Genomic DNA, 25,630 nt, shown 5'->3' with positions numbered 1-25,630 from the left:
GTCACCCTCTAAATGGCCGAAGTGGCATCACAGCATGCCGACCAGCAGCGTAAGATTGAGCCCGATGATGATCGCGGCGATCAGCCAGGCGAGCAGGCGCAACCAACGCGGGCTGACGAAGCGGCCCATGACCCGCGACTGGCCGGTAAACAGGACCAGCGGCACGACGGCGAAGGGCAGTTGCAAGCTGAGGATGACCTGGCTCAGCACCAGCAGCCGGGTCGCACCGCCGTCGCCGCTCGCGCCAACAACGATCACCGCCGGCACGATCGCGAGCAGCCGCGTGACGAGGCGACGCAGCCAGACGGGCAGGCGGAGCTGGAGGAAGCCCTCCATCACGATCTGCCCGGCCAGCGTGCCGGTGACGGTGGAGTTCTGGCCGGACGCGAGCAGCGCGATGCCGAACACGACGCTCGCCGCGCCGACGCCCATCATCGGGGCAAGCAAACGATAGGCCTCATCGATCTCGGCGACTTCGGTGCGGCCCGCGGTGTGGAACACCGCCGCAGCCGTCACGAGGATGGCGGCGTTGATGAAGAAGGCCAGGCCCAGTGCGATCGTGCCGTCGATCGTCGCCATCCGCGCCGCCTCGGCCTTTCCGGCATCGGTGGGTTCGAAGGCGCGGGTCTGGACGATCGAGGAATGGAGGTAGAGGTTGTGCGGCATCACCGTCGCGCCGAGAATGCCGATGGCGAGGTACAATTTGGCTGGATCGGTGACGATGCCGGGGCTGGGGACGAGGCCCGCGAGCATCGCGCCGACGTCCGGCTTTGCATGGAACAGCTCGAACGCGAAGCAGCCCGCGATGATGACGAGCAGCGCGATGATGAACGCCTCGATCTTGCGGAAGCCATAGCGTTGCAGCGCCAGGATCAGGAACACGTCGAGCGCGGTCAGGATCACGCCCCAGACCAGCGGAATACCGAACAGCAGCTTCAGCGCGATCGCCGTGCCCAGCACTTCGGCCAGGTCGCAGGCGATGATCGCGACCTCCGCCAGCGCCCACAGCGCGAACGACACCGGCCGGCTGTAATAGGCCCGGCAAGCCTGTGCGAGGTCGAGGCCGGAGGCGACGCCTAGGCGTGCCGACAGCGCCTGCAACACGATCGCCATCAGGTTCGACAGCAGAATGACCGACAGCAAGGTGTAACCGAAGGCCGACCCGCCGGCGATGTCGGTCGCCCAATTGCCGGGGTCCATGTAACCGACGGCGACGAGGAAGCCCGGCCCCATGAAGGCCGCCAGGCGCCGCCAGCCCGATCCACCGGTCGGCACCGCGACGCTGCGATGGCTGCCGATCAGCGAGGGTGCGGGCGAGGTGGCGGGGGGCGTCATCCCCGCGGTCTGTGCGGCAAGCGCGTCACGACCGCAAGTGTCGCACGCGACGCGAAAAACTTCGTTGCGCGCTCGGCTGGTAGTCGGGTCAGACGGCCTTGATGGTGAGGTAGACCAAGGTCTGGGTCAGCAGCATATAAGCGATCTCGCCGAACGACATCGGCCCCGCGACATCCGCGGTGCGTTTGCCCGCAAGACCGGCATAATTGTAGTTGAGGATGCAGTTGCAGGCGAAGGCCAGCGTGTCATGCCGTTCGCCGAGCTGCTCAGCGAACAGCGTCTCATAATCCCCGATCGGCTTGGCGAAGCGATAGGTGATGTGGGAGAACACCGGAGCGAAAAACGTGACGTGGCCGGTGTCCGCTGCGATGCCGGCCGTCGCCACGTTGATCATCGCGCCGTTATAGTCCGCGACGAGCGGCAACCGCGTATCGATGCCATGGTCCGCGATATAATCGACCAGCCGCGTGCGTACGCCATCGACGTGAACATGTTCGACAGTGAAACCGGTATCGGCGCCATCGTCGTTTCCGAAGGTCAGTGCGGGGCCGTCGCCGGGTTCGAAGAGGTTGACGATGTCGACGTCGGCATAATGGCTGTCGGGCAGCGCGACGTGCATGACCACGGCGTCCGTGCCGGAGATCTGCCCGGTCGCGCCGTCGAAGACCTTGGGACTATCGGTGTCGAGACGATCAAGCGCGGCCCCCGTGACCCAGCCGACCAGCGGGCGGCGGAACACCCCGGGCCATTCGCCGCTGCGCAGCGCAAACGCCTGATGCGCTGGGCTCTGCGACGGCAGCAGGATGACGGTAAAGCCGTTGTCGGGACCTCCGTCCGCCAGGGTCGACAGCGCATCGGCCGGCAGCAGGTGTTGCGCGTGAACGGCCGCCATGTCTGGCAGGCGTTGCACGAAAATACGGTCGCGATCGAACGTGCCGCCGGCTTCATGCGTCATGAAATAAGGGATGGTGCCGCCGATCCACCGGCCTTGCGGCAGCGCAGCGAGCAGCTGCTCCTCGCCGGCCAGCAGCAGGGCATCGCCAGCGGCGATCATCGCGCCGACCTCGTCAACGCTGTAGAGCGAACGGTCGGCGGCAGGCTGATCCAGGCTAATGGTCATCGCGCGCTCGCCTCTGCGATGGTGGCATAATCAGGGGCCGCGAACCGGGCATTGTCGCGGAAGAAGGTGCGCAGTTCGGCAACGATGTCCGCCTTGTCGGCGGTTCCGTCGCGATAGGCATGCGTGAGTCGGATCATCAGAATCCGAAGGGCCAGGCAGCGATAGGTCGGCTTGATCTCGCCCGACAGCAGCCGATGCCACAAGGGATCGGAGGCTGGTGCGATATCGACTGTCGTTGTCATCAAGCCTCCTCTCGCGCAGCGTGCCTCTTCTGACGACGATACACTGATCTGTGTTAATCAGATGTAATCGCACGATCTTATTCGGAAGCGAGCGCCTTTACACCGGAGCGGCGTCGACGTCCGGCCCGGCGCCGTAATGGTGCCAGGTGAAGATCGCGAGCGCCCCGCGATGCGGCCGCCATGCCTCGGCAAGCGCGCGGACCTGCTTTTCGGTCGGGCGGGCGTCATGACCTAGCAGACGGCCGACTTCGATCTGCACGGCGAGGTCGCCGGCAGGCCAGATGTCGGGCCTTCCTTCGGCAAAGAGGAGATAGATTTCGGCCGACCAGCGTCCGATCCCCTTCACGCGGACGAGCTGCGCGATCGCCTCTTCGTCATCCTCGGGTAGCGCGTCGAGGTTCAGGCGACCGCTCGTCACCTCCTCGGCCAGGCTGCGCGCATACCCCGCCTTCTGGCGCGAAAGCCCCGCCGCACGCAGCGTCTCGTCGCTGGCCGCCAGGATGGTATGCGGATCGCCCGGATCGCCCACCAAGGATTCGAGCTTGCGATAGACGGCGTTCGCCGATGCGACGCTCACCTGCTGGCCGATGATCGTGCGCAGCAACGTGATGTAGCCGCGCGCGCGCAGCCGCGGTGGCGGATAGCCGACGCGGGCGAGCCCGGCGGCAAAGGCGGGTTCGGCGGCAGCGAGGGCGTCCATACTCGCGCGGATTTGCTCGGCGCTCAGGCCCATGCTTGATCCTGGGGCGGTGGCGAGGCATGGCCCGCGGCAACTCTAGGGGAGATTATCATGCCCAAGCTTATCGTCGTCACGCGCGAGGGGGAAGAACGCGAAATCAACGGCGAGGCCGGTTTGTCGGTGATGGAAGTCATCCGCGACGCCGGCATCGACGAACTGCTGGCGCTGTGCGGCGGCTGCTGCAGCTGCGCGACCTGCCACGTTCATGTCGACCCGGCCTTCGCCGACCAATTGCCCGCGATGAGCCCGGACGAGGACGATCTGCTCGATTCGAGCGACGAGCGCAACGCCACCTCGCGCCTGTCGTGCCAGCTGCCGTTCACCGATGCGCTCGACGGCCTGAAGGTGACGATCGCCGGCGAGGATTGAGGGGCCCGGCATCCTAATGTCGTCATTCCCGCCTGCGCGGGAATGACGATGTTCACATGGCCTTATCGCGCCGCTACCGCATACAATGCGATCGCCGCGGCGTTCGAGACGTTCAGGCTTTCCACCTTGTCGCTGATCGGCAGTTTGGCGAGCTCGTCGCAATGCGCCTCGGTATTCTGGCGCATGCCTTCGCCTTCCGCGCCGAGCACGATGCAGATGCGCTGCGTGCCCATCGCATCGGCCAGCGTCTGATCGGCGTGGCCGGTCAGGCCGATGCGCCAGAAGCCGGCTTCGGCGATCTCTTCCAATGCGCGTGCCAGATTGACGACGCGGCACCACGGCACCGTTTCCAGCGCACCCGAGGCCGAGCGCGCGACCGTGCCGCTTTCGGGCGGTGCGTGCCGGTCCTGCGTGACGATTCCGAGTGCGTCGAACGCTGCTGCTGAGCGCAGGATCGCGCCGACATTGTGCGGGTCGGTCACCTGGTCGAGCACGATCAGCGGGCGGTTGTCGTCCTTGCCCTCCATCAGCAGGTCGGCGAGCCACATCTCCTCGAGCGGTTCGACCTCAGCGACGAGGCCCTGGTGCGGCGCGTCCGATGGCACCAGCCGGCCGAGGTCCGCGGCGTCGGCGTAGACGACCGGCATCGCGGGCGGCAGGTCGAGCGACGACAGCGCCTCGCGCGTGCCCCAGATTTTGCGCACGGTGCGGTTGGGGTTGGCGAGCGCCGCCGTCACCGGGTGACGACCCCAGAATTTGGGGCGATTGGCGGTGCCCGTCGACGGGCGATGGCCGCGGCGCGCCATCAGCGCAGGCCGCCGGACACGGAGGGGAAGGGGGCGTAAGTCATCGCCGGCCTGCTAGGCCGCGACGGCGGAGCACGCAAGCTGTGCAGCTTATGCACAGTTTTGTGGGCAAAGCGGCGTTGACAGGCGCGTCGCCCCACGCCAATAGGCCGCCTCGCTTCGGCGAAGCTCCCATCTGGACAGGTGGCCGAGTGGTTAAAGGCAGCAGACTGTAAATCTGCCCGTGCAAGCGTACGCTGGTTCGAATCCAGCCCTGTCCACCATCCTTCCCGACGCAGGGAAGGCCGATCCCCACCGCCGGATCGCTCCTCACCAACATAGCGACATCGTTCTTGAGCGGCTGCCCTCGCGCAAGCGGCGCACGCGGGAAAGAGACTTATCTAGTTGAATCTACGGGCGTAACGACTGGAACGCTGGTTGCTACGTCGGGTTGGTGCCCCTCTTCTCGAGGGAGCTGAGGATGACCTATCCACGCGACGATGCGCCACCGACGACGTCGAAACACGGCGATGCCGCCGACGCTGCGACCGAATCGCTGATCGATGCCAAGGGCTCGTCCGCGATCGCAACGGCGGTGACGATCAATCGGCCGGTGGCCGAGGTCTATGCCTACTTCCGCGACTTCGCGAACCTGCCGAGCTTCATGGAGAATGTCATCTCGATCGAGGTGACGGACGATAAGACGTCGCATTGGACGGTGAAGGCGCCCGCGGGGGCCACGGTGTCGTGGGACGCGCGGATCACGCAGGACGAACCGGATCGGCTGATCGCCTGGACGTCCGAACCCGGTGCCGACGTGCCCAATTCCGGACGTGTCACGTTCCGCGATGCGGGGCCGCGCGGGACGGTCGTTACCGCGACGATCGCTTATGATCCGCCCGGCGGGGTGATCGGCAAGGTCATCGCCAAGATGTTCCAGCGCGAACCCGCAATCCAGGCGCGTCGCGACCTGGCGCGCTTCAAGCAGCTGATGGAGGCGGGCGAGATCGCCACGCCGGCCATGACATTCAAGCAATTTGAGGAGATGGGGCTGTGAAAGCGCTCGCATGGCACGGCAAGCATGACGTCCGCATGGACACGGTCGACGATCCCGAAATCGTCAACCCGCGCGATTGCATCATCAAAGTAACCTCCACCGCAATCTGCGGATCGGATCTGCACCTGTACGACGGTTACATTCCTACGATGAAGGCCGGCGATGTCCTGGGCCATGAGTTCATGGGCGAGGTGGTCGAGGTCGGCGCCAAATCGACGCTGAAGAAGGGGCAGCGCGTCGTCGTACCCTTCACCATTGCCTGCGGCAGCTGCTTTCATTGCGGCAAGCACCAATATTCCGCCTGTCCCAACGGTCTGCCTGCCGACAATCAAGATATCGCACGCGAGTTGTACGGGCATGAGATGTCGGCGCTGTTCGGTTACAGCCACATGACCGGCGGCTATGCGGGCGGCCAGGCCGAGTATGTCCGCGTGCCGTTCAGCGATGTCGGGCCGATCGTCATCCCGGACGGGGTGGAGGACGACAAGGTATTGTTCCTCAGCGACATCCTGCCCACCGGCTGGCAGGCGGCCGAATATGCGCAGATCGAACCCGGCGACACCGTCGCGGTGTGGGGCTGCGGCCCGGTGGGGCTGTTCGCGGTACAGTCGGCGTTCCTGATGGGTGCCGAGCGCGTCATCGCGATCGATCATTTCCCGCACCGGTTGGAACTCGCCAAGTGGTTCGGGGCGGAGACGATCAATTTCGAAGATAGCGCGACGTATGACGCGCTCATGGAAATGACCGGTGGCATCGGTCCCGATGCGGTGATCGATGCGGTGGGTTTGGAGGCGCACGGGATGTTCGTCGACAACGTCATCGATCAGATCAAAGCGTCGACCTTCCTCGGCACCGATCGGCCGCATTCGATCCGCCAGGCGATCATCGCCTGTCGCAAGGGCGGACGCGTGTCGATGCCGGCGGTGTACGGCGGCTTCGTCGACAAGTTTCCGCTCGGCGCGTTCATGGAAAAGGGGCTGACGCTGAAGACCGGCCAGACCCACGTCCAGCATTACATGCCCGCACTCCTAAACGCGATCCTGGAGGGCAAGATCGACACCGAATTCCTGATCTCGCACCGCATGCCGCTGATGGACGCGCCCAAGGGCTACAAGATGTTCAAGGACCAGCAGAACGAGACGACCAAGATCGTGCTAAAGCCCGGCATGACGGCCACCTCATAAGGAACGCGACATCATGGCACATCCCTTTGCAATCATTACCGGTGCCTCGACCGGCATCGGCTTCGAGCTCGCCACGTTGGCGGCCAAAGACGGCTATGACATTCTGGTTGTCGCGGACGAACCGTTGATCGAAGCGGCGGCGGAGGACTTTCGCCAGTTCGGCACCGAGGTACGCTCCATGGAGGCGGATTTATCGACCCTGCAGGGTGTCGATGAACTGCTTGCGGCCGCGGAGGGGCGGCCGGTAGACTTGCTGTGCGCCAATGCCGGCCGCGGGCTTGGTCACGCCTTCCTCGATCAGCGCGTCGAAGATTGGCGCCGCGTCGTCGACACCAACATCGTCGGCACGAGCTACCTGTTGCAAAAGGTGCTGGCCGACATGGTCGCGCGTAACGCGGGCAAGGTTCTGGTGACGGGCTCGATCGCCGGCTACATCCCCGGCGCGTTCCAGGCGGTGTACAACGGCACCAAGGCGTTCGTGGACAGCTTCGTCGCCGCGATCCAGAACGAGATCAAAGACGCGGACGGCGTCACGCTCACCAATCTGATGCCGGGCCCCGTCGACACCGAATTCTTCGCGCGTGGCGATATGCTCGACACCTCGGTCGGCAGCGACCCCAAGAAGAGCGACCCCGCCGACGTTGCCCGCGATGGCTGGGACGCGCTGATGGCCGGCAAGGCACAGGTCGTGTCGGGCTGGAAAAACAAGATCCAGTCGGCCGTCGCAAACGTCACGCCGAACGCCGTGCTGGCGGAACGCCACCGCGCCATGGCCGAGCCGGGAACGGCGAAAGACTGAAAGACGAACGCTCGCGCCTTTCATGCCGGAGCACGACCGGCATGGTGGGTGGCGCGTGGGGAGGGATGGAGCGGGCAACGGGAATCGAACCCGTGTATTCAGCTTGGAAGGCTGCTGCACTACCATTGTGCTATACCCGCATGACGCTGGCAGCGGAGCCTGGGGCCCGGCGATCGTCGCGTGGGGTCTATCTATCGTCGCGCTTCGTGCGGTGCAAGCGGCAGCGTGGTTCATGGCTTGATTACCGTTCGCACGGTAGACGCAGGCGATGTCTATCGGCCCTGTACCTAATTGCGCGTCCTCGCCCGATCATCGCCCGCCGTCGGCGGTCACCCATGGCGTGGGGCTGGCGGGCCTTGCTGGGTTGGGCGCGTGGTTGGTCTTTGCGGGCAGCATCGGCATGGACGGACCCTATGCGGCGCTGGTCGCGCTGGTCGCCTGCGCTGCGCCGATGATCCTGTGGTCGCTGGTCGTCGACAAGGTGCATCGCCATGCGACGACGGGGATCGACTGGGGCAGTCCGCGGCCGTTCGCCGAGACGCGGGAAATCAGCCTGACCAAGCTTGCCGGCCTGCTCGCGACCTGGGCGGCGATCGGCATCATGTATGGCATGGGGCGCTTTTATTGGGAGGGCAATTTCGCCTTTGCCATGTGGTGCTTCAGCTGGGGCATGCCGATCGTCGCACTGCTGGCGGTGCCCTATGTCCTGTGGCTGGATCGCTATCTGGAGCAGCCGCGTGACGGCAGCTGGCATGTCGGCGCGTGGCTGACCGGGCAGGCGGGCGTCGAGCGCGAGGCGATCTGGGGGCATATGCGCAGCTGGGGAGTAAAAGCGTTCTTCCTGGCCTTCATGCTGGCGGTGGTGCCGGGCAATTACGGCAGCTTCATCCGCAGCGATCTGACGCGGCTGAGCGATCCGGTGATGCTGGCGAGCTGGCTGATCGCGCTGATGTTCGTCATCGACGTCAGCTTCGCGACCGTCGGCTACGTACTGACATTGCGGCCGCTCGATTCGCATATCCGCAGCGCCAATCCATTTGCGGCGGCGTGGACCGCGGCGCTGATCTGCTATCCGCCGTTCATCATGATGGAGACCGGCGGACCGCTGGATTACCATCCGGGGACGCAGGAGTGGAGCAGCTGGTTCGCCGGGCATCCGGCGCTGCTGTGGCTGTGGGGCGCGGTGCTGGTCGCCCTGACCGCAGTCTATGCCTGGGCGACGGTGGCGTTCGGCCTGCGCTTTTCCAACCTCACGCATCGCGGCATCCTGACCCATGGGCCCTACGCCTGGTCGCGGCATCCGGCCTATCTGTCGAAGAATTTGTTCTGGTGGCTGTCGACCCTGCCGCTGTTGACGACGGGTTCGTTGGTCGATGCGATCCGGGCGACGCTGCTGATGGGCGTGGTGAGCGGCGTCTATTATTGGCGGGCGAAGACCGAGGAACGGCATCTGGGTCTCGACCCGACCTATCGCGCGTACAGCGACTGGATGGGGCGGCATGGCGCCGTGCCGCGGTTCCTCCGCTGGCTGCTTGGGACGCCTGCACCGGCGCCGGTCGAGGCGCCTCAGGTGGCGGGATGATCCTTCGCCCATAAGGAGTCGATCCGCGCCTGGTTGCCGCCGTTTTCGCGCAGGCGCAGATCGATCAGTTCGACCACGCGGCCGCGCAGCGGGCGGCCATGCGTTTCCCACACGAGATCGTAGACCGCCTGCCGCGTCGTCGGCTGGTCGTCGGTAAAATAGGTGTAGCGGATCAGCACGGGCAGACGGCCGCTCTGCGCGTCAGGGCCGCCATCGGTTGCCTTGCGCAGCGCCTTTTCGAACCAGCGCGATTCGATCGTCTGATCGACGGCATCCTGCGGACCGACGTCGAGCGCGGTCGGGAAGGTGACGCGGACGTCACCCAGCGGATGCGCCTCTGTCTTGGCGAGGACGATCTGGCTCTTGTCCTTCGACGGTGTGCCGCGCAGCACGAAGCGGGTCTTGTCTCGCGTCGCGCTAGCCGCTTCGACCGCCTTGTCGGCGGCGGCGTCGCGGCGTTCCTGCCAATTGTTGTACAGCGTCAGCGCGGCAATGATGACGCCGGCGACGGCGACCACCTCCGCCAGCGTGATCCAGCGGCGGCGCGTCTGCGCCTGATCGGGCGTTTCGCTGCTGCCGCCGGTGCCGCTCATCGTCCGCCAGCCTCCAGCAGGCGTTCGGGGGCCGCCAGTTCCCAGCTGTGCGCGATGCGATCCTCGATCAGCGTCCAGTCGGGGTCGCCGCCCAGCGTCATGCCGATCCACGGTTCGGGGCCGAGATCGTCAGCGGGTTCGTAGGCGTCGGGATCGCTTTCCAGCGCGTCGGCCTGTTCCTCGGCATCGGCGGTTCGGACACACACCGTCTCGTCGTCGGTCAGCTGCGCGAAGGGGACGTCATCGACGACGAAGACGGGGAGGCCGCCCTCGCCGCGTTCTTCCGCCTCGGGCAGCAGCAGCGCGATCGCGCGGACGCGGTCGATCGGGGTAGACGCGTCGGTCAATTCGGGGGTCATCGGCTGGCGAACTCCTTGAGCACCTGCGGATACAGGCGATGTTCGGCGACCAGAACGCGCGCGGCGAGCGTATCAGGTGTATCGCCGGCAAAAATCGGCACCTCGGCCTGGCCGAGCAGGGCGCCAGCGTCCAGTTCCTCGGTGACGATATGCACCGAACACCCCGCCACCGCATCGCCGGCATCTATCGCCCGCGCGTGCGTGTCGAGGCCCTTATACTTGGGTAGCAGCGAAGGGTGGATGTTGACGATGCGATCGCGCCAGCGCGCAACGAAATCGTTCGACAACAGGCGCATATAGCCGGCGAGCGCGACGACCTCGCAGCCTGCTTCGCGCAGGGCGGCGTGGACATGTTCTTCATAGGCCGCCTTGCCGATCCCCTTGGGCGACAGCGCGAAGGTCTTGAGCCCCCGCTCGCGCGCCCAGGCGAGGCCCGCGGCATCGGGCTTGTCGGATGCGACGAGGCCGACCGGTACGCCCGATTCGACCAAAGCCATCATGTTCGAGCCGCGGCCCGAGATCAGGATGCCGACGGTCTTCATCACTCCGTCAGCCATGGGTGTGCGTGGCGGTCCAGTCGGCGCGCGCGCTCCACGTTTCGGTGCTGCCGCGCACGGTGCAGCCGCGCGGGCCGGCGTCGATGCGGCCGATCGTGTGGACGGTTTCGCCCGCCGCGGTAAGCGCTGCGGCGACCGCTTCCGCCTGATCCGCCGCGACGACGACCGCCATGCCGATGCCGCAGTTGAAGGTGCGCGCCATTTCCTCGGGCTCGATCGCGCCCTGCGCCTGCAGGAACGCCATGAGGCGCGGCTGCTGCCACGCATCGGCATCGACCACGGCATGGGTGCCCTCGGGCAGGACGCGCGGAATGTTCTCGAGCAGGCCACCGCCCGTGATGTGGGCAAGGCCCTTGATCTGGCGCTCGCGCAGCAGCGGCAGCAGCGATGCGACATAGATGCGCGTCGGCGCCATCAGCGTGTCGATCAGCAGCCGGTCGGCGTCGAACAGCGCCGGTCGATCAAGCTTCCAGCCACGATCCGCGGCAAGGCGGCGGACCAGCGAGAAGCCGTTCGAATGGACGCCCGACGCGGCGAGGCCGAGGATGACGTCGCCCGCGGCGATCGTCTGGCCAGTCAGCACGGCATCGCGCTCGACCGCGCCGACGCAGAAGCCGGCGAGATCGTAATCGCCCTCAGCATACATGCCGGGCATTTCGGCCGTTTCGCCACCGATCAGCGCGCAGCCGGCCTGGCGGCAGCCCTCCGCGATCGAGGCGACGACGCGTTCGGCGATGCCGTTGTCGAGCTTCGCCGTGGCGTAATAGTCGAGGAAGAACAGAGGTTCTGCGCCCTGGACGATCAGGTCGTTGGCGCACATCGCGACGAGATCGACGCCGACGCCTTCATGCCGGTCCCATTCGATCGCCAGTTTCAGCTTGGTGCCGACGCCATCATTCGCCGCGACCAGCAGCGGATCGGTGAAGCCCGCCGCGCGCAAATCGAACATGCCGCCAAAGCCGCCAAGATCGGCGTCGGCGCCCGGCCGCCGCGTCGCCTTGGCCAGCGGCCCGATCGCGCGGACCAGCGCGTTGCCCGCGGCAATCGATACGCCGGCGTCGGCATAGGTGTAAGACTGGTCGGCGGGGGAGGATGGCTCGGTGCTCATCCGGCCAGCCTGCTACGATCTGTCCGGCGCGGTGGCAATGCCGAACCGGCACCGGGTGCGAGGGCAGGTGATTCGGGTGGGGTAGACGGGCCAGAATCGCCGAAATTCACGCGCGGAAGTGGACGACCCGTATCGTTCGAAACGCCCACCCCACCTGCCCCCGCGTCGCGATGGGGGAGGTGGGCGCCGGTCGAGCACATGATGCGGATGTAGGGAGTGGTTGGCGTGTAGGACAGGGGGCGTGACTTCTGACGTTCATGCGACTGCGCGATCGGGCTTCCAATCAGCGCAGAGTGGAGGTGTACGTAATTCGCCCGACCGGATGTCGGTCGCCGTTCCAAATCGGAAAGGACTGCAAACCCGCACAGGCCGTTGACCCTGACGGGTCGCCGACATAGCTATTCCGATGCGACGCAGCATAACGAGGACGCTATGGCCAACTCCGCAAAGGCGACGGTTGAGGAGTTCTTCCGGCGAAATGCATCCGGTGATCCTCCTGAGCATATTGCCGAATTGGTCCGCGAGGATGTCGATTGGTACGTGGCGGGCGACGTCCACGTCGTCCCGTGGATCGGGCGTAAGGAAGGTCGTGCCGGCGTAGCGGATTTTTATCGTGAACTTCGCCAACAGGTTATAGCCGAGAAATTCGAGATTACGGATATGCTGGCCAACGAAAACAGAGTCGTTGTGCTTGGTGAGCTCGCCTCGCGGGTGAGGAATACCGGGAAACTCATACAGACAGAATTCGCCTTCGACTTTACGGTCGAGGACGGTCAGATCGTTCGCTTCCGGCTGTTTGAAGATAGTCACGCCGTAGCGTTGGCCGCTGGGTAAGATCGACGATCAGTCAAGCCTGACTTCGAAACCCAATATTCGCGAACGTCATTCCCGTTTCGCGATCGTTCTGGCGAGGAGCAGGCTGGCAGCCCCGCCCGGACCTCCCCTCTGCGTCTCCCCCAAGGCGCCGCCCGATCACATCCCGCTTGGCTTACCGGCCGCGCTTCGCCAAAAGGCGGGCACGATGCGTGTCCGTACCCTGTTCTCGTCGCTGGCCAGTGCCGCGCTTCTCTTTGGCGCGGGTGCGCTTGCGCAGATCGAGGGCGGGCGCGGGGTCGCGCCGGTCGACAGTTCGGGTGATTTCGAGGTGAGCGGCGTCACGGTCGACGTTGCGGCGAAGACGGCAGAGGCCGCGCGCCTGGGTGGCTGGCGGCTGGCGCAGCGCAAGGCGTGGGTGCAGCTGTCGCGCCGGCTGGGCGGCGATGGCGCGCTGATTTCCGACAATGCGCTCGACCAGATCGTGTCGGGCATCGTCGTCGAGAACGAGCAATTGGGGCCGACGCGCTATATCGCCAAGCTGGGCGTGCTGTTCGACCGCGGCCGGGCCGCGTCGATCCTGGGCATCAGCGCCTATTCCGATCGGTCGCGTCCGATGCTGCTCGTGCCGCTCCAGATATCGGGCGGCGTCGAGACGGTGTTCGAACAGCGCAACGACTGGCAGGAGGCCTGGGCGCGCTTCCGCACCGGCAACAGCACGATCGATTACGTCCGCCCATCGGGCACGGGGGCCGATTCGCTGCTGCTGAATGCGGGGCAGATCGGGCGGCCGGGACGCGGCTGGTGGCGGACGATCATCGACCAATATGGCGCGTCCGACATCCTGATCCCGGTGGTGCGCCTGTATCGCAGCTATCCGGGCGGGCCGATTATCGGCGTGTTCCAGGCACGGCACGGGCCGGACAATCAGTTGCTCGGCAGCTTCACGCTGCGGGTCGGGACGGCGGCGGGCCTGCCACAATTGCTCGATGCGGGCGTTACGCGGATGGACGGGCTGTTCCAGCAAGCACTGCGCAGTGGCGCGCTGGGGCTCGACCCCACGCTGTCGCCGCCGCCCGAGCCCGAACCCGTCGTCGATCCGACGACCGAGGATACGGGCGGCGAGACGCTGGCCGAGATCGTCGGCGATACGGCGCCCGCGAGCGCGGGGATCGCGATCACGCTGCAATTCGATACGCCGAGCGCGAGCGCGGTCGCGAATACCGAAGGACTGGTGCGCGGCATCCCCGGCGTCCGCTCCGCCTCCACCACCAGCCTGGCGCTGGGCGGCGTGTCGCTGATGCGCGTGACCTATGACGGCGATCCCGATGCGTTGCGCGCGGCGCTGGAGGTGCGGGGCTTGCAGGTGACGGGCAGCGGCCAGACGCTGCGCATCCGGCGCGCGCCGCAATTGCTGCCGCCGAACCTGCCGGCCGACACCAACCCGGCAGGCTGACGCGATGACCAATCAGCTCGCGTTGCCGTTGGGGTGGCCCGCCGACCCCCGCGACGACGCCTTTCTCGTCACGCCCTCCAACGCCCGCGCCGCACAGACGCTGGAGCATTGGGCGACGTGGCCGGTGATGGCGGCGGTGCTGACCGGCCCGCGCAAGTCCGGTCGCAGCCTGCTCGCACGGATCTTCGCCGCGAAAAGCAACGGCACGATCATCGACGATGCGGAGAACGTACCCGAGGCGCAGATCTTCCACGCGTGGAACCAGGCGCAGGCGGAGCGGCGCCCGCTGGTAATCGTCGCGGACGCCTTGCCGCCGCTGTGGGCGGTGCGCCTGCCGGACTTGCGATCGCGCCTTGCGGCGAGCCCGCATGCGGCGATCCAGCCGCCCGATGACGAATTGATCGCGGCGCTGCTCGACCATCTGTTCCAGCGCCGGGGGCTGGATGCGCGGCCCGATCTCGTCACGTGGCTCAGCACGCGGATCGAGCGCAGCCATATCGTCGTCCAGCGCGTCGTCGATGCGCTGGATCAGGAGGTGCTCGAAAGCCGCAAGCGGTTGTCGATCCCGCTGGCGCGTACGGTTTTGACCGCGGCAGGGATCGTCACGCAACCGCAACCGTTGCTGCCTATGTCCTGATCATGACTCGTCCAGCCCATCTCGCCCATCTGACCGACGCCGACGACGATCCCTTCGTCCCCGAGGTCAACGATCGCTATTTCAACCGCGAGCTGTCGTGGCTGGCGTTCAACCGGCGGGTGCTGGAAGAGGCGTGCAACGGATCGCATCCGTTGCTGGAGCGGCTGCGCTTCCTGTCGATCTCGGGCACCAACCTCGATGAATTTTTCATGGTGCGCGTGGCTGGCCTCAAGGGGCAGCAGCTGAAGGACGTCGATCGCCGCTCGACCGATGGTCTGACACCAGCACAGCAGCTCGCCGCGATCACTGCGGAGGCCGATTCGCTGATGGCGAGCCAGCAGGCGGTGTGGGGCGACCTGCGCACCGCGCTCGACGAGGCGGGCGTCCACGTGTTGCGCCGCGACGAGGTGGATGCCGAGGCTGCGGTGTGGCTGGAGCAGCATTTCCGCGAGCAGATCTTCCCGATCCTGACGCCCCAAGCGCTCGATCCGGCGCACCCGTTTCCGTTCATTCCGAACAAGGGGCTGTCGGTGATGTTCGATGTCGTCCGTGATTCGGACGGCGAGCCGGTGCGCGAGCTGGTGATGATCCCCGCCAGCGCGCCACGCTTCGTACGCCTGCCGGGCGAGGTTGCGCGCTATGTGTCGATCGAGGCGCTGCTCAAGCGCTTCGCCTATGTGCTGTTCCCCGGATACACGCTGGTCGGCGCTGCGGCGTTCCGCGTGTTGCGCGACAGCGATATCGAGATCGATGAAGAGGCTGAGGATCTCGTCCGCTACTTCGCCAATGCGATCAAGCGCCGTCGCCGCGGCCGCGTGATCCGACTGGAGCTGGAAACGGGCATGCCCGATGCGCTCGCCGACGTGCTGCGCAACGAACTGGGCGGGGCGGATGCGATCGTCACCGAAAGCGGCAACCTCCTCGGCATCGGCGACCTCGACATGGTGATCGACGAGGACCGACCGGACCTCAAATTCCTGCCGTTCGTGCCGCGCTTTCCCGAGCGCATCCGCGAATTCGGCGGCGATTGTTTCGCGGCGATCCGGGCGAAGGACATCATCGTCCACCACCCGTACGAGACGTTCGACGTGGTGCTCGCCTTCCTGAAGCAGGCGGCGGCGGACCCGGACGTGATCGCGATCAAGCAGACGCTGTACCGCGCCGGCAAGCAGCCCGCGGTCATCAATGCGCTGATCGCCGCGGCGGAGGCGGGCAAGTCGGTGACGGCGGTGGTCGAGCTGCGCGCGCGGTTCGATGAAGAGCAGAATATCCTGTGGGCGAGCGCGCTGGAACGGGCGGGCGTGCAGGTGGTCTACGGCTTCCTGGAGTGGAAGACGCACGCCAAGGTATCGATGGTTGTGCGGCGCGAGGGCGGGCAGTTCCGCACCTATTGCCACTTTGGCACCGGCAATTACCACCCGGTGACGGCGCGCATCTACACCGACCTCAGCTTCTTCACTGCGGATGCGCGGATGGGGCGGGATGCGGCGCAGATGTTCAATTACGTCACGGGATATGTCGAACCGACCGATATTACCAAGCTGGCGCTCAGCCCACGCGACCTGCGCAAGACGCTGCTGGAACAGATCGACGTCGAGATCGCCAATGCCCGCAGCGGCAAGCCCGGCGCGGTCTGGGCGAAGATGAACAGCCTAGTCGACCCGATCATCATCGACAAATTGTACGAGGCGAGCGGCGCGGGCGTCGCGGTGGAGCTGATCATCCGCGGCATCTGCTGCCTGCGGCCCGGTGTGCCCGGCATGTCAGAGAACATCCGCGTGAAATCGATCATCGGCCGCTTCCTGGAGCACAGCCGCATCTTCTGCTTCGGCAACGGCGCGGCGCTGCCCAACGACAATGCGCATGTGTTCATCTCGTCCGCCGACTGGATGCCGCGCAACTTCGACCGGCGCGTCGAATATATGCTGCCGATCGAGAACCCGACGGTGCATGACCAGGTGCTCGACCAGGTGATGGTCGCCAACCTGATCGACACCGAGCAGAGCTGGGAGCTGGAGGCGGACGGGCGCTACGTGCGCGACGAGCCGGGCGACAAGCCGTTCAACCTGCATCGCTATTTCATGAACAATCCGTCGCTGTCCGGACGCGGTGCGGCGCTGGCGGAAAGCAATGCGGTGCCCACTTTGGCGCTTCGGCGGCGGCGTTAGGGTTGTTGCTCGTCCCTTCAGCGGCCACAGTCGCGTGATGGATCGTACGCGCTTGCCTCATATCCGTCGTCACCCCGGACTGGTTCCGGGGTCCACCGGGCCGCGGGGGCGGTGTTCGCGCCTCGTGCCGTCCCCCTCGCCGCAGAGTGGACCCCGGAACCAGTCCGGGGTGACGGGGGTGTGGGGCGAGGGGTTCGCTCGCCCATGAGCCGCGCCTTTCCCCGTACCGGCATCATCGACATCGGATCGAACTCGGTTCGGTTGGTCGTGTATCAGGGGCACCCGCGTGTGCCGGCGACGCTGTTCAACGAAAAGGTGATGGCAGGCCTCGGCCGCAGCCTGGCCGCGACGGGGGCGATCGACGCCGACAGCATGAGCCTCGCAATCGGGGCGCTGCGGCGATTCGCGGCGGTGGCGCGCGAGATGGAGGCGACGGTGCGCACCGTGGCGACCGCCGCGGTGCGCGATGCGTCGAACGGCGGAGACTTCATCGCCGCCGCGCGGGACCTTGGCCTTGAAGTCGAGCTGCTGAGCGGCGAACAGGAGGCGAATGCGGCGGGGCTCGGCGTCCTGTCCGCCATCCCCGATGCGGACGGGATCGTCGGCGATCTGGGCGGCGGTAGCCTGGAGCTGGTGCGGGTGGTGGCCGGCACCGTGACCAATCGCATCTCGTTCCCGCTCGGCGTGCTGCGCATCGCGGCGCTGCGGCGGGGCAGCCGCCCGGGGCTCGACCGCCATGTGTCGAAACTGATCCGCGATGCCGGATGGAACGGGCGGGGCAGGGGCCTGCCGCTGTACATGGTCGGCGGATCGTGGCGCGCACTGGCGCGGCTCGACATGAGCCTGACGCATTTCCCGCTGCCGATCATTCATGGCTATGCGCTGGCGCCCGAGACGGTCGCACGCCTCGGCCGCAGCATCGCGCACATGTCCAAGCAGCGGCTGCGCGAGATTCCCGGGATGTCCGCAGGCCGAGCGTCGCAGCTTGGCGATGCGACCGCCTTGCTCGGCATCGTGCTGCGCGAACTGGGATCGTCCAGCGCGGTGGCATCGAGCTTCGGCCTGCGCGAGGGGCTGTTGTACGGCGCGCTCGACCGCCAGACCCGCAGCCTCGATCCGCTGATCGTTGCCGCGCGCGAAGAGGGGCGGCTGCTGGGACGCTTTCCCGAACATGGCGATCTGCTGAGCGACTGGATCGCGCCGCTGTTCGCCGCCGATCCGCCGCATCTGGCGCGCATTCGCCACGCCGCCTGCCTGCTGGCCGACGTGGGGTGGCGTGCGAACCCCGAATTTCGCGACGAGCGCGGGTTCGAGATCGCGCTGCACGGCAATTGGGTGGCGATCGAGGCGTCCGAACGCGCGATGCTGGCGCAGGCGCTGCATACCAGCCTGGGCGGCAGCACGACCCCGCATCCGCTGCTCGGCGGGCTGGCGAGGGATGCGCAGATCGCCTGTGCGATTCGCTGGGGTCTGGCGATCCGGTTGGGACAGAGGTTCAGCGGTGGGCTGGCGGGACCGTTGCAGCGATCCGCGCTGTCGATCGATACCGGGCAGGTGACGCTGGCGCTGAAGGATGCGGATCGCGCGCTCTACGCGGAGACGGTGGAGCGGCGGCATGCGGCGCTGGCTGCGGCGCTGGGGCGGAAGTCGGTGGTTCACTGGAGCGGGTGATGGGGGGGGCGGGATGTTTCCCGATAACGACGCGCTGCCCTTGCCTCCCCCTCCGTCATGCCTGCGGCATGCCACCTCCCCCTGGCGGGGGAGGGCTTTGAGTTAGCCGTTATCGGCTCAGCCGCATTTTAGGCCGCTGATCTCGTTCATGTCGTCGAGCAGGATGTTCAGGCGGTCGGGCCGGAAATCCATCGTCGCGGCATCGCCGGGGCGCAGCACGCGGGAAATCCGCGAGTGGGTTTCATATTCGATGGCATCGCGCATGCGCTCGCGGAACTTGACGCCAGCGTAGCGGATGCGTGCTTCTTCGGTCACGACGCACGGGCCGGCGGGCGGTGGCGGGGGCGCCATCGTCATGCAGCCGGAAAGACCGATCGGCAGCAGCGCCGCCAGCGTCCAGACCCGTGTCGTCATCCCGCTTCCTCCGTCCGCGTCATCGTGAGCTTGCCGCCCTGTACGGCAAAACCCAGTCGACCTTCGACAAGATCCAACGCATCGCGCCCGAATTGGTCGAATCGCCAGCCTTCCAACATCGGCAGGCCGGTGCGGGTGCCGGCGGCGAGCGCTTCCAGCTCGTCGGATCGGGCCAGCAGGCGGGAGGCGACGTCGATGTCGCGGGCGCGAATCTTCAGCAGCAGCTTCAGCAGATCGGCGACCAGCGCGCCGTCCTTGCCCAGGCCCGGCTTGCGATCGTCGCGCGGGGGCAGTTCGTCCGCGGACAGGGGTGCCGCGCTCTCCAGCGCCGCCATCAGCCGGCCGCCGATATCGTTCGACGCCCAGGTCGCCGACAGGCCGCGCACCTTGGCAAGGTCCGCCTGCCGCCGCGGCGGATGGCCGGCGAGGTCGCCCAGCGTCTCGTCCTTGACGATGCGGCCGCGTGGCAGGTCCTTGCCCTGCGCCTCAAGCTCGCGCCAGCGGGCCAGCGCCTTCAGCCGGCCCAGCACGTCGGGCTTGCGGCCCGAGATGCGCACGCGCTTCCACGCCTGATCGGGGTCATTGGCGTAATTGGCGGGATCGGCGAGCCGCTCCATTTCCTGGTCCAGCCATACGCCGCGACCGGTCTTGCGCAGCCGTTCCAGCATCTTGGGGAAGATACGTGCGAGGTGCGTGACGTCGCCGATCGCATATTCGATCTGGCGCGCATCGAGCGGCCGGCGCGCCCAATCGGTGAAGCGCGCGCCCTTGTCGACCTGAATGCCGAGCCAGCTGTCGACGAGGTTCGAATAGCCGATCTGTTCGCCCTGACCCAGCGCCATTGCCGCAACCTGCGTGTCGAACAGCGGGTGGGGCGTCTTGCCGGTCAGATTGTAGATGATCTCGATATCCTGCCCGCCGGCATGGACGACCTTCAGCACGTCCTCGTTGTTCACGAGCAGATCGAGCAGCGGCGTCATGTCGAGCCCCGGCGCCATCGGGTCGATCGCGGCAGCCTCGTTCACGTCGGCGATCTGGATCAGGCACAGCTCGGGGTAATAAGTGCTTTCGCGCATGAACTCGGTGTCGACCGTGATGAAGTCGGCCTGGGCGAGGCGATGGCAGAGATTGGCGAGCGTCGCGCTGTCGGTAATCAACGGGTGGATATGCATCCGACGCTCCATAGACCGCCCGCGCGGGTTGACAAATAGGGGATGGGTGAAGATGCGATCCGTCATCCATCCCCGTCACCCCGGCCTCGAGCCGGGGTCCTGCTTCTTCTCCCTAGCGAGCAAGCGGGACCCCGGCTCGAGGCCGGGGTGACGACAGAAGAAGACACGATCATGCACGCCTATCGTACCCACACCTGCGCCGCGCTCTCCGCGAGCAACGTCGGCGATACCGTTCGCCTGTCAGGCTGGGTGCATCGCAAGCGCGACCATGGCGGCGTCCTGTTCGTCGACCTGCGCGACCATTACGGCATCACCCAGATCGTCGCCGACAGCGATTCGCCCGCGCTCGCCATCTTGGAGCAGGTGCGCGTCGAATCGGTCGTGACGATCGATGGCAGCGTCAAGGCGCGTTCCGCGGGCACGGTGAACGCCAACCTCGCGACCGGTGAGATCGAGGTATTCGCGCGCGGCGCGACCGTGCTGTCGGCGGCGGACGAGCTGCCGATGCCGGTCGCCGGCGAGCAGGAATACCCTGAGGACATCCGCCTGCGCTATCGCTTCCTCGACCTGCGCCGCGAGACGCTGCATGCCAATATCGTGCGCCGGACGAAGGTGATTTCCGAAATGCGCCGCCGGATGGAAGGCGTGGGCTTCACCGAATATTCGACGCCGATCCTGACGGCCTCGTCGCCCGAAGGCGCACGCGACTTCCTGGTGCCGAGCCGCATCCATCCGGGCAAGTTCTACGCGCTGCCGCAGGCGCCGCAGCAGTATAAGCAGCTGCTGATGGTGGCGGGCTTCGATCGCTATTTCCAGATCGCGCCCTGCTTCCGCGACGAAGACCCGCGGGCCGACCGCCTGCCCGGCGAGTTCTACCAGCTCGACCTGGAAATGAGCTTCGTCACGCAGGAAGAGGTGTGGGAGACGATGGAGCCGGTGATCGGCGGCATCTTCGAATCCTTCGCCGACGGCAAGAGCGTGACGCCGAGCGGCCAGTTCCCGCGCATTCCGCACGACGAAGCGATGCTGAAGTACGGCAGCGACAAGCCCGATCTGCGCAACCCGCTGATCATCACCGACGTGTCGGAGCATTTCACGCAGAGCGGCTTCGGTCTGTTCGAGAAGATCGTCGCGGGTGGCGGCGTGGTCCGCGCAATTCCGGCGCCGGGCACCGCCGACAAGAGCCGCAAGTTCTTCGACGAGATGAACGAATGGGCGCGTGCCGAAGGGCATGCGGGCCTCGGCTACGTCACCCGCAAAAGCGGCGAGTTCGGTGGGCCGATCGCGAAGAACCATGGCACCGAAGGCATGGAGGCGATCTATGCCGCGCTCGGGCTCGGCCCCGATGACGGCTTGTTCTTCGCGGCTGGCAAGGCGGAGGCGGCGGCGAAGCTCGCCGGTGCCGCGCGCACGCGCGTCGCGGACCAGCTCGGGCTCATTGAGCAGGGCGCGTTCCGCCTGTGCTGGATCGTCGACTTTCCCTTCTACGAATATGACGAGGACGCAAAGAAGGTCGAGTTCGCGCACAACCCCTTCTCGATGCCGCAGGGCGGCATGGATGCGCTGGAGAACCAGGATCCGCTGACGATCAAGGCGTATCAGTACGACCTCGTCTGCAACGGCTATGAGATCGCGTCGGGATCGATTCGCAACCAATCGCCGGAGCTGATGGTCAAGGCGTTCGAGCTGGTGGGGCTGAGCAAGGCGGACGTAGAAGAGCGCTTTGGTGGCCTCTATCGCGCGTTCCAATATGGCGCGCCGCCGCACGGTGGCATGGCCGCGGGCGTCGACCGGATCGTCATGCTGGTGTGCGGCGCGCAGAATCTGCGCGAGGTGTCGCTGTTCCCGATGAACCAGCGTGCCGAGGACCTGCTGATGGGGGCGCCGTCGCCCGCGTCGGTGCAGCAGCTGCGCGAACTGTCGATCCGTCAGGCGACCCCGCCGCAGCCGACGGTCAACGTCGACAAGGCGGTGGCGCCGAGCGCGGGGTAAGCTTCGCGCGACTGGTCGACCGGCGACGGCGGGTCGGGCGTGGTCGAGGTTGGCGGGAGAAAGACGACAAGTCCTCCCCCGCCAGGGGGAGGTGGCATGCCGTAGGCATGACGGAGGGGGCGGACACGAAACCGATGTGTCGCTTACCTCCCCCTCCGTCACCGCTGCGCGGCGCCACCTCCCCCTGGCGGGGGAGGAATTTTACCGTCGGATGCGGCTTCGACTAATCATTGCCGCCGACCCAATCGCCGAGCCCGCCCAGCACCGATCCTTCGCCGCGGTTCTGGCCGCCGCCGTTCGCCGCTGCCATCATGCGGCCCGCAAGGCGCGAGAAGGGTAGCGACTGGATCCAGACCGTGCCCGGTCCGCGTAGCCGCGCGAAGAACAGGCCTTCGCCGCCGAAGAGCGCGCTGCGTACGCCCCCGACCGTCACGAGGTCGAACTCGACCGACGGCGTCATCGCGGCGAGGCAGCCGGTGTCGACGTGCAGTTCCTCGCCCGGTGCCAGTTCGCGCTCGACGACGGTGCCGCCCATCTGGACGAAGACCCAGCCATCGCCGGTCAGCGACTGCATCACGAAGCCTTCGCCGCCGAACAGCCCGGTCATGACCCGCCGCTGGAAATAGATGCCGAGCTGCACGCCCTTCGCGGCGGCGAGGAACGCATCCTTCTGGCAGATCAGCTGCCCGCCCAGGTCCGACAGGCGCAGCGGCACGATCGAGCCCGGCGTCGGCGAGGCGAAGGCGACGCGTGCCTTGCCGTACCCCTCGTGCGTGAAGACCGTGGTAAACAGGCTTTCGCCCGTGACCAATCGCTTCCCCGCGCCGAGCAGCTTGCCCATGAAGCCGCCGCCGCTCGCGCCGCTGCCGTCGCCGAACACGGTGGTCATCGCGATGCTGGCGTCCTTCCACACCATTGCGCCCGCCTCTGCGACCGCGCTTTCGCCGGGGTCGAGCTCGATCTCCAGGAACTGCAATTCCTGGCCCTTGATCTCATAGTCGATCTCGTCCGCGACGCTCGATCGGCGCTGCTGCTGCCAGGGACTTTCATAGGGCATGGATCATCGTCCTCTTCAGGTGATGCACCGCCCTACCACGCCTGCAAAATCCAATGCGAGTAGCAGCTGCGCAATTCCGTCGCTTCCCTCGCTCCGTTAACCATGTCACTAGGCCCCCGGGGTTAGACGTGGGGGGTCATGTTAGACGATCAGTTGCTTCCGGCACGGCCGGCCCCGCTCGTTCGCAGTCTCGGTGTCATGGGTGTCCTGTTCCTGACCTTGTCGGTGGCGACGCCGGCTTCGTCGGTGTTCGTCATCATTCCGGGCATGTTGCAGGCGGCGGGAACGGGGACGATCTGGGCGCTGATCCTGGCGGGGATCGTCTGTGTCGCGACGGCCTTCGTCTATGCCGAGCTGTCAAGCGCCTGGCCCGTCGCGGGCGGCGAATATGTCGCCGTCGCCAAGACGCTGGGGCCGCTGTCCGGATTCGTGATGCTGGGCGTCAACGTCTTCAACAATCTGTTCTTTCCGCCCGCCGCGGCGCTGGGGATCAGTGCGGTTCTGTCCACCGTCTATCCGGGCCTGCCTACGGTGCCAGTCGCGATCGCGGTCGTCGCGGCATCGACGCTGATCGCGCTGCTGCAGATCCGCGTGAATGCGTGGATCACCGGCCTGTTTCTCGCGGGCGAAGTGCTGGCGCTGCTCGTCGTCACCGCGCTCGGCTGGTCGGAGGTGGTGCGGCCGTTCGCCGTCCTGCTGACCGCGCCGGTGATGCCGGACGGCGGCGCGATGGTGCCGGCATCGGCCGCGGGGATCGGCCTTGCCACCTCGATCGCGATCTTCGCGCTCAACGGCTATGGTGCCGCGGTGTACTTCGGCGAGGAGATGAAGGAGCCGTCGCGGCTGATCGCACGGGCGATCCTGGCAAGCCTCGTCCTGACGTTGCTGTTCGAGATCGTCCCGACGATCGCCGTGCTGATGGGCGCGCCCGACCTGCATGCGCTGACCACCGCCAGCGACCCGTTCGGGCTTATCGCGCGGCTGCGCGGCAATGGCTGGGTGGCGGATGCGACCGCGATTGGGGTCGTCATCGCGATCGTCAACGCGATCATCGCCTGCATCCTGGCCTGTTCGCGCTTCTTCTACGGCACCGCGCGCGACGGCAGCTGGGGGCGGCCGATCGATCTGTGGATGACGCGCATCCATCCGCGCTTCGGATCGCCCTGGGTCGGCACGCTGATCGTCGGCGGGGTGGGTGTCGCCTGTTGCTTCCTGCCGCTGACGCTGTTGCTGGTGCTGAGCGGCACCGGCCTCGTCGCGATCTACGCCGGCATCGCGATCGCCGCGATGGTCGGGCGCCGGACCGGGGCGACGGCGCATGCGCGCTATCGCATGCCGCTATACCCGATTGCCCCGGTCGTGACGCTGATCGCGCTTGCCTATGTCGTGTGGACCAGCTGGCAGGACGCAAGCGAGGGGCGGCCCGGCCTGCTGATGACGGGCGCGCAGATCGTCGCGTCTGCGGCCTATTACTGGTTCGTCCTGCGTCGTCGCGGCGACTGGAGCGTTCACGTTCCTGATGAGGGTTAGGAGCGAAAGGACGGACCGACGCATGATCGACCTGCGCGATTACGACAAGAAACGGGCCTATAAGGGCCATTACAAGCGCGACCTCGCCACGCTGCAGGAGCGGCTGGAGCACATCCTCGTCGCTCATATCGTCCATGGCCGCCGCGCGGTCGTGATGCTGGAAGGCTGGGACGCGGCGGGCAAGGGCGGCATCATCCAGCGGCTGACCGCGGAATGGGACCCGCGCTATTATGAGGTCTATCCGATCGCGGCGCCGTCGGCCGAGGAAAAGGCGCATGATTTCCTATGGCGCTTCAAGACCCGCCTGCCCAAGCCGGGCAACATCATCGTGTTCGACCGCAGCTGGTATGGCCGTGTGCTGGTCGAGCGGGTCGAGGGCTTTGCCAACGAGACCGAATGGCGCGCGGGCTATGACGCGATCAACGCGTTCGAGGCGGAGCTGGCCGAGAGTGGGACGACTTTGGTCAAGCTGTTCGTCCACGTATCGCAAAAGGAACAGGACAAACGGCTGGAGGCGCGGCTCGACGATCCGTGGAAACGGTGGAAGACGGGGCTGGAGGATTATCGTAATCGCGCCAAACGCGAGGACTATCTCGCCGCGATGTACGACATGTTCGCCCGCACCGATACGGGCGGCGCGCCCTGGACGGTGATCAACGGCAACGACAAGAAGGCGGCGCGCATCCACGCGCTGACGGAGGTGGCCGACCAGCTTGAAGCTGCAGTAGATATGACGCCGCCGCCGCTCGATCCGGAACTGGAGCGCGTCGCGCGGGCCGCGTTGAGGCGGTAGGCACGCGCTCTTGGGGCGGATCGGTATTGAACCGGCTTGGCAGTTCCTCCCCCGCCAGGGGGAGGTGGCATGCCATAGGCATGGCGGAGGGGGCGGAC

General features: G+C 66.5%; 25 protein-coding genes and 2 tRNA genes. 14 read left to right on the top strand and 13 right to left on the bottom strand.

Annotated elements, in window-relative coordinates:
* Positions 1-27: 27 nt before the first annotated feature.
* The 4 genes from ACP7A3_RS01555 to ACP7A3_RS01540 form a co-directional block, all read right to left on the bottom strand.
* Positions 28-1,335: an Nramp family divalent metal transporter gene (locus ACP7A3_RS01555; protein WP_426254721.1), complete on the bottom strand. Its 1,308-nt coding sequence runs from the start codon at positions 1,333-1,335 to the stop codon at positions 28-30.
* A gap of 88 nt (positions 1,336-1,423) precedes the next feature.
* Positions 1,424-2,455, bottom strand: a complete 1,032-nt coding sequence (locus ACP7A3_RS01550; protein ID WP_426254720.1) for a DUF6976 family protein — start codon at positions 2,453-2,455, stop codon at positions 1,424-1,426.
* Positions 2,452-2,697: a hypothetical protein gene (locus ACP7A3_RS01545; protein ID WP_426254719.1), complete on the bottom strand. Its 246-nt coding sequence runs from the start codon at positions 2,695-2,697 to the stop codon at positions 2,452-2,454. Before ACP7A3_RS01545 ends, ACP7A3_RS01550 begins: the two co-directional genes overlap by 4 nt.
* A 97-nt stretch (positions 2,698-2,794) precedes the next feature.
* Positions 2,795-3,430, bottom strand: coding sequence for a DNA-3-methyladenine glycosylase family protein (locus ACP7A3_RS01540; protein ID WP_426254718.1), 636 nt, complete (start codon positions 3,428-3,430; stop codon positions 2,795-2,797).
* Between the two features lie 57 nt (positions 3,431-3,487).
* Between ACP7A3_RS01540 and ACP7A3_RS01535 the strand changes: the two genes are divergently transcribed.
* A complete protein-coding gene (locus tag ACP7A3_RS01535; RefSeq protein WP_043059391.1) occupies positions 3,488-3,805 on the top strand; it encodes a 2Fe-2S iron-sulfur cluster-binding protein in 318 nt (105 codons plus the stop codon).
* Between the two features lie 62 nt (positions 3,806-3,867).
* On the opposite strand, the gene rlmB is transcribed toward ACP7A3_RS01535, so the two are convergent.
* Complete coding sequence (gene rlmB / locus ACP7A3_RS01530) at positions 3,868-4,611, bottom strand: 23S rRNA (guanosine(2251)-2'-O)-methyltransferase RlmB (RefSeq protein WP_426254717.1); 744 nt, start codon at positions 4,609-4,611, stop codon at positions 3,868-3,870.
* Positions 4,612-4,788: 177 nt separating this feature from the next.
* Here rlmB and ACP7A3_RS01525 point away from each other — a divergent pair.
* The 4 genes from ACP7A3_RS01525 to ACP7A3_RS01510 all read left to right on the top strand — a co-directional run bounded on the left by ACP7A3_RS01525 (position 4,789) and on the right by ACP7A3_RS01510 (position 7,630).
* Positions 4,789-4,874 (top strand) — tRNA-Tyr (locus tag ACP7A3_RS01525).
* Between the two features lie 197 nt (positions 4,875-5,071).
* Complete coding sequence (locus tag ACP7A3_RS01520; protein WP_426254716.1) at positions 5,072-5,647, top strand: SRPBCC family protein; 576 nt, start codon at positions 5,072-5,074, stop codon at positions 5,645-5,647.
* Complete coding sequence (locus ACP7A3_RS01515; RefSeq protein WP_426254715.1) at positions 5,644-6,831, top strand: zinc-dependent alcohol dehydrogenase; 1,188 nt, start codon at positions 5,644-5,646, stop codon at positions 6,829-6,831. The genes ACP7A3_RS01520 and ACP7A3_RS01515 overlap by 4 nt, the downstream gene beginning before the upstream one ends.
* 13 nt (positions 6,832-6,844) lie before the next feature.
* A complete protein-coding gene (locus tag ACP7A3_RS01510) occupies positions 6,845-7,630 on the top strand; it encodes an SDR family NAD(P)-dependent oxidoreductase (protein ID WP_426254714.1) in 786 nt (261 codons plus the stop codon).
* A 66-nt stretch (positions 7,631-7,696) separates the two neighbouring features.
* Here ACP7A3_RS01510 and ACP7A3_RS01505 read toward each other — a convergent pair.
* A tRNA-Gly gene (locus tag ACP7A3_RS01505) sits at positions 7,697-7,770 on the bottom strand.
* A 128-nt stretch (positions 7,771-7,898) separates the two neighbouring features.
* Between ACP7A3_RS01505 and ACP7A3_RS01500 the strand changes: the two genes are divergently transcribed.
* Positions 7,899-9,212: a methyltransferase family protein gene (locus tag ACP7A3_RS01500; protein WP_426254713.1), complete on the top strand. Its 1,314-nt coding sequence runs from the start codon at positions 7,899-7,901 to the stop codon at positions 9,210-9,212.
* Here the strand turns inward: ACP7A3_RS01500 and ACP7A3_RS01495 are convergent.
* From ACP7A3_RS01495 to purM, 4 genes are read right to left on the bottom strand one after another with little or no spacing between them, the layout of a single operon-like run.
* On the bottom strand, positions 9,197-9,805 hold the full coding sequence (locus ACP7A3_RS01495; protein ID WP_426254712.1) for a hypothetical protein: 609 nt from the start codon (positions 9,803-9,805) through the stop codon (positions 9,197-9,199). The two genes, ACP7A3_RS01500 and ACP7A3_RS01495, sit on opposite strands and share 16 nt — an antisense overlap.
* Positions 9,802-10,164, bottom strand: a complete 363-nt coding sequence (locus tag ACP7A3_RS01490; RefSeq protein ID WP_063689116.1) for an MmcQ/YjbR family DNA-binding protein — start codon at positions 10,162-10,164, stop codon at positions 9,802-9,804. Before ACP7A3_RS01490 ends, ACP7A3_RS01495 begins: the two co-directional genes overlap by 4 nt.
* On the bottom strand, positions 10,161-10,706 hold the full coding sequence (gene purN / locus ACP7A3_RS01485; protein ID WP_426254711.1) for a phosphoribosylglycinamide formyltransferase: 546 nt from the start codon (positions 10,704-10,706) through the stop codon (positions 10,161-10,163). Before purN ends, ACP7A3_RS01490 begins: the two co-directional genes overlap by 4 nt.
* Positions 10,707-10,713: 7 nt before the next feature.
* Positions 10,714-11,829 carry a phosphoribosylformylglycinamidine cyclo-ligase gene (gene purM, locus ACP7A3_RS01480; RefSeq protein ID WP_426254710.1) on the bottom strand — a complete coding sequence of 372 codons (1,116 nt, stop codon included), beginning with the start codon at positions 11,827-11,829 and terminating at the stop codon, positions 10,714-10,716.
* A gap of 432 nt (positions 11,830-12,261) precedes the next feature.
* Between purM and ACP7A3_RS01475 the strand changes: the two genes are divergently transcribed.
* From ACP7A3_RS01475 to ACP7A3_RS01455, 5 genes are all read left to right on the top strand, one after another.
* The gene (locus ACP7A3_RS01475) at positions 12,262-12,663 is read left to right on the top strand and encodes a nuclear transport factor 2 family protein (protein WP_331360984.1); all 402 of its coding nucleotides are present in this window, start codon (positions 12,262-12,264) and stop codon (positions 12,661-12,663) included.
* Between the two features lie 187 nt (positions 12,664-12,850).
* Positions 12,851-14,098, top strand: a complete 1,248-nt coding sequence (locus ACP7A3_RS01470; protein ID WP_426254709.1) for a heavy-metal-associated domain-containing protein — start codon at positions 12,851-12,853, stop codon at positions 14,096-14,098.
* 4 nt (positions 14,099-14,102) lie between these two features.
* Positions 14,103-14,735: an HdaA/DnaA family protein gene (locus tag ACP7A3_RS01465; protein ID WP_017978760.1), complete on the top strand. Its 633-nt coding sequence runs from the start codon at positions 14,103-14,105 to the stop codon at positions 14,733-14,735.
* Positions 14,736-14,737: 2 nt separating this feature from the next.
* Positions 14,738-16,903, top strand: coding sequence for an RNA degradosome polyphosphate kinase (locus ACP7A3_RS01460; protein WP_017978761.1), 2,166 nt, complete (start codon positions 14,738-14,740; stop codon positions 16,901-16,903).
* 204 nt (positions 16,904-17,107) lie between these two features.
* Positions 17,108-18,574 (top strand): Ppx/GppA family phosphatase, encoded by a 1,467-nt coding sequence (locus ACP7A3_RS01455; RefSeq protein WP_426254708.1) that lies wholly within the window; start codon positions 17,108-17,110, stop codon positions 18,572-18,574.
* Positions 18,575-18,691: 117 nt separating this feature from the next.
* Here the strand turns inward: ACP7A3_RS01455 and ACP7A3_RS01450 are convergent, their stop codons facing one another.
* Positions 18,692-18,988, bottom strand: a complete 297-nt coding sequence (locus tag ACP7A3_RS01450; protein ID WP_043059379.1) for an I78 family peptidase inhibitor — start codon at positions 18,986-18,988, stop codon at positions 18,692-18,694.
* The gene (gene rnd / locus ACP7A3_RS01445) at positions 18,985-20,160 is read right to left on the bottom strand and encodes a ribonuclease D (protein WP_043059378.1); all 1,176 of its coding nucleotides are present in this window, start codon (positions 20,158-20,160) and stop codon (positions 18,985-18,987) included. Before rnd ends, ACP7A3_RS01450 begins: the two co-directional genes overlap by 4 nt.
* 171 nt (positions 20,161-20,331) lie before the next feature.
* On the opposite strand from rnd, the gene aspS reads away from it, so the two are divergent.
* Positions 20,332-22,152, top strand: a complete 1,821-nt coding sequence (gene aspS / locus ACP7A3_RS01440) for an aspartate--tRNA ligase (protein ID WP_295562394.1) — start codon at positions 20,332-20,334, stop codon at positions 22,150-22,152.
* 223 nt (positions 22,153-22,375) lie between these two features.
* Here aspS and ACP7A3_RS01435 read toward each other — a convergent pair whose 3' ends face one another.
* Positions 22,376-23,209: a TIGR00266 family protein gene (locus ACP7A3_RS01435; protein ID WP_426254707.1), complete on the bottom strand. Its 834-nt coding sequence runs from the start codon at positions 23,207-23,209 to the stop codon at positions 22,376-22,378.
* Positions 23,210-23,407: 198 nt separating this feature from the next.
* On the opposite strand from ACP7A3_RS01435, the gene ACP7A3_RS01430 reads away from it, so the two are divergent.
* Positions 23,408-24,739 carry an APC family permease gene (locus tag ACP7A3_RS01430; RefSeq protein WP_426254706.1) on the top strand — a complete coding sequence of 444 codons (1,332 nt, stop codon included), beginning with the start codon at positions 23,408-23,410 and terminating at the stop codon, positions 24,737-24,739.
* A gap of 22 nt (positions 24,740-24,761) precedes the next feature.
* Positions 24,762-25,532 (top strand): polyphosphate kinase 2 family protein, encoded by a 771-nt coding sequence (locus tag ACP7A3_RS01425; protein WP_426254705.1) that lies wholly within the window; start codon positions 24,762-24,764, stop codon positions 25,530-25,532.
* Positions 25,533-25,630 lie beyond the last annotated feature (98 nt).

Source organism: Sphingomonas sp. DC5200-1, assembly GCF_049897245.1.
Lineage (GTDB): Bacteria > Pseudomonadota > Alphaproteobacteria > Sphingomonadales > Sphingomonadaceae > Sphingomonas > Sphingomonas aquatilis.
This window is presented reverse-complemented; position numbering and strand designations above follow the sequence as displayed.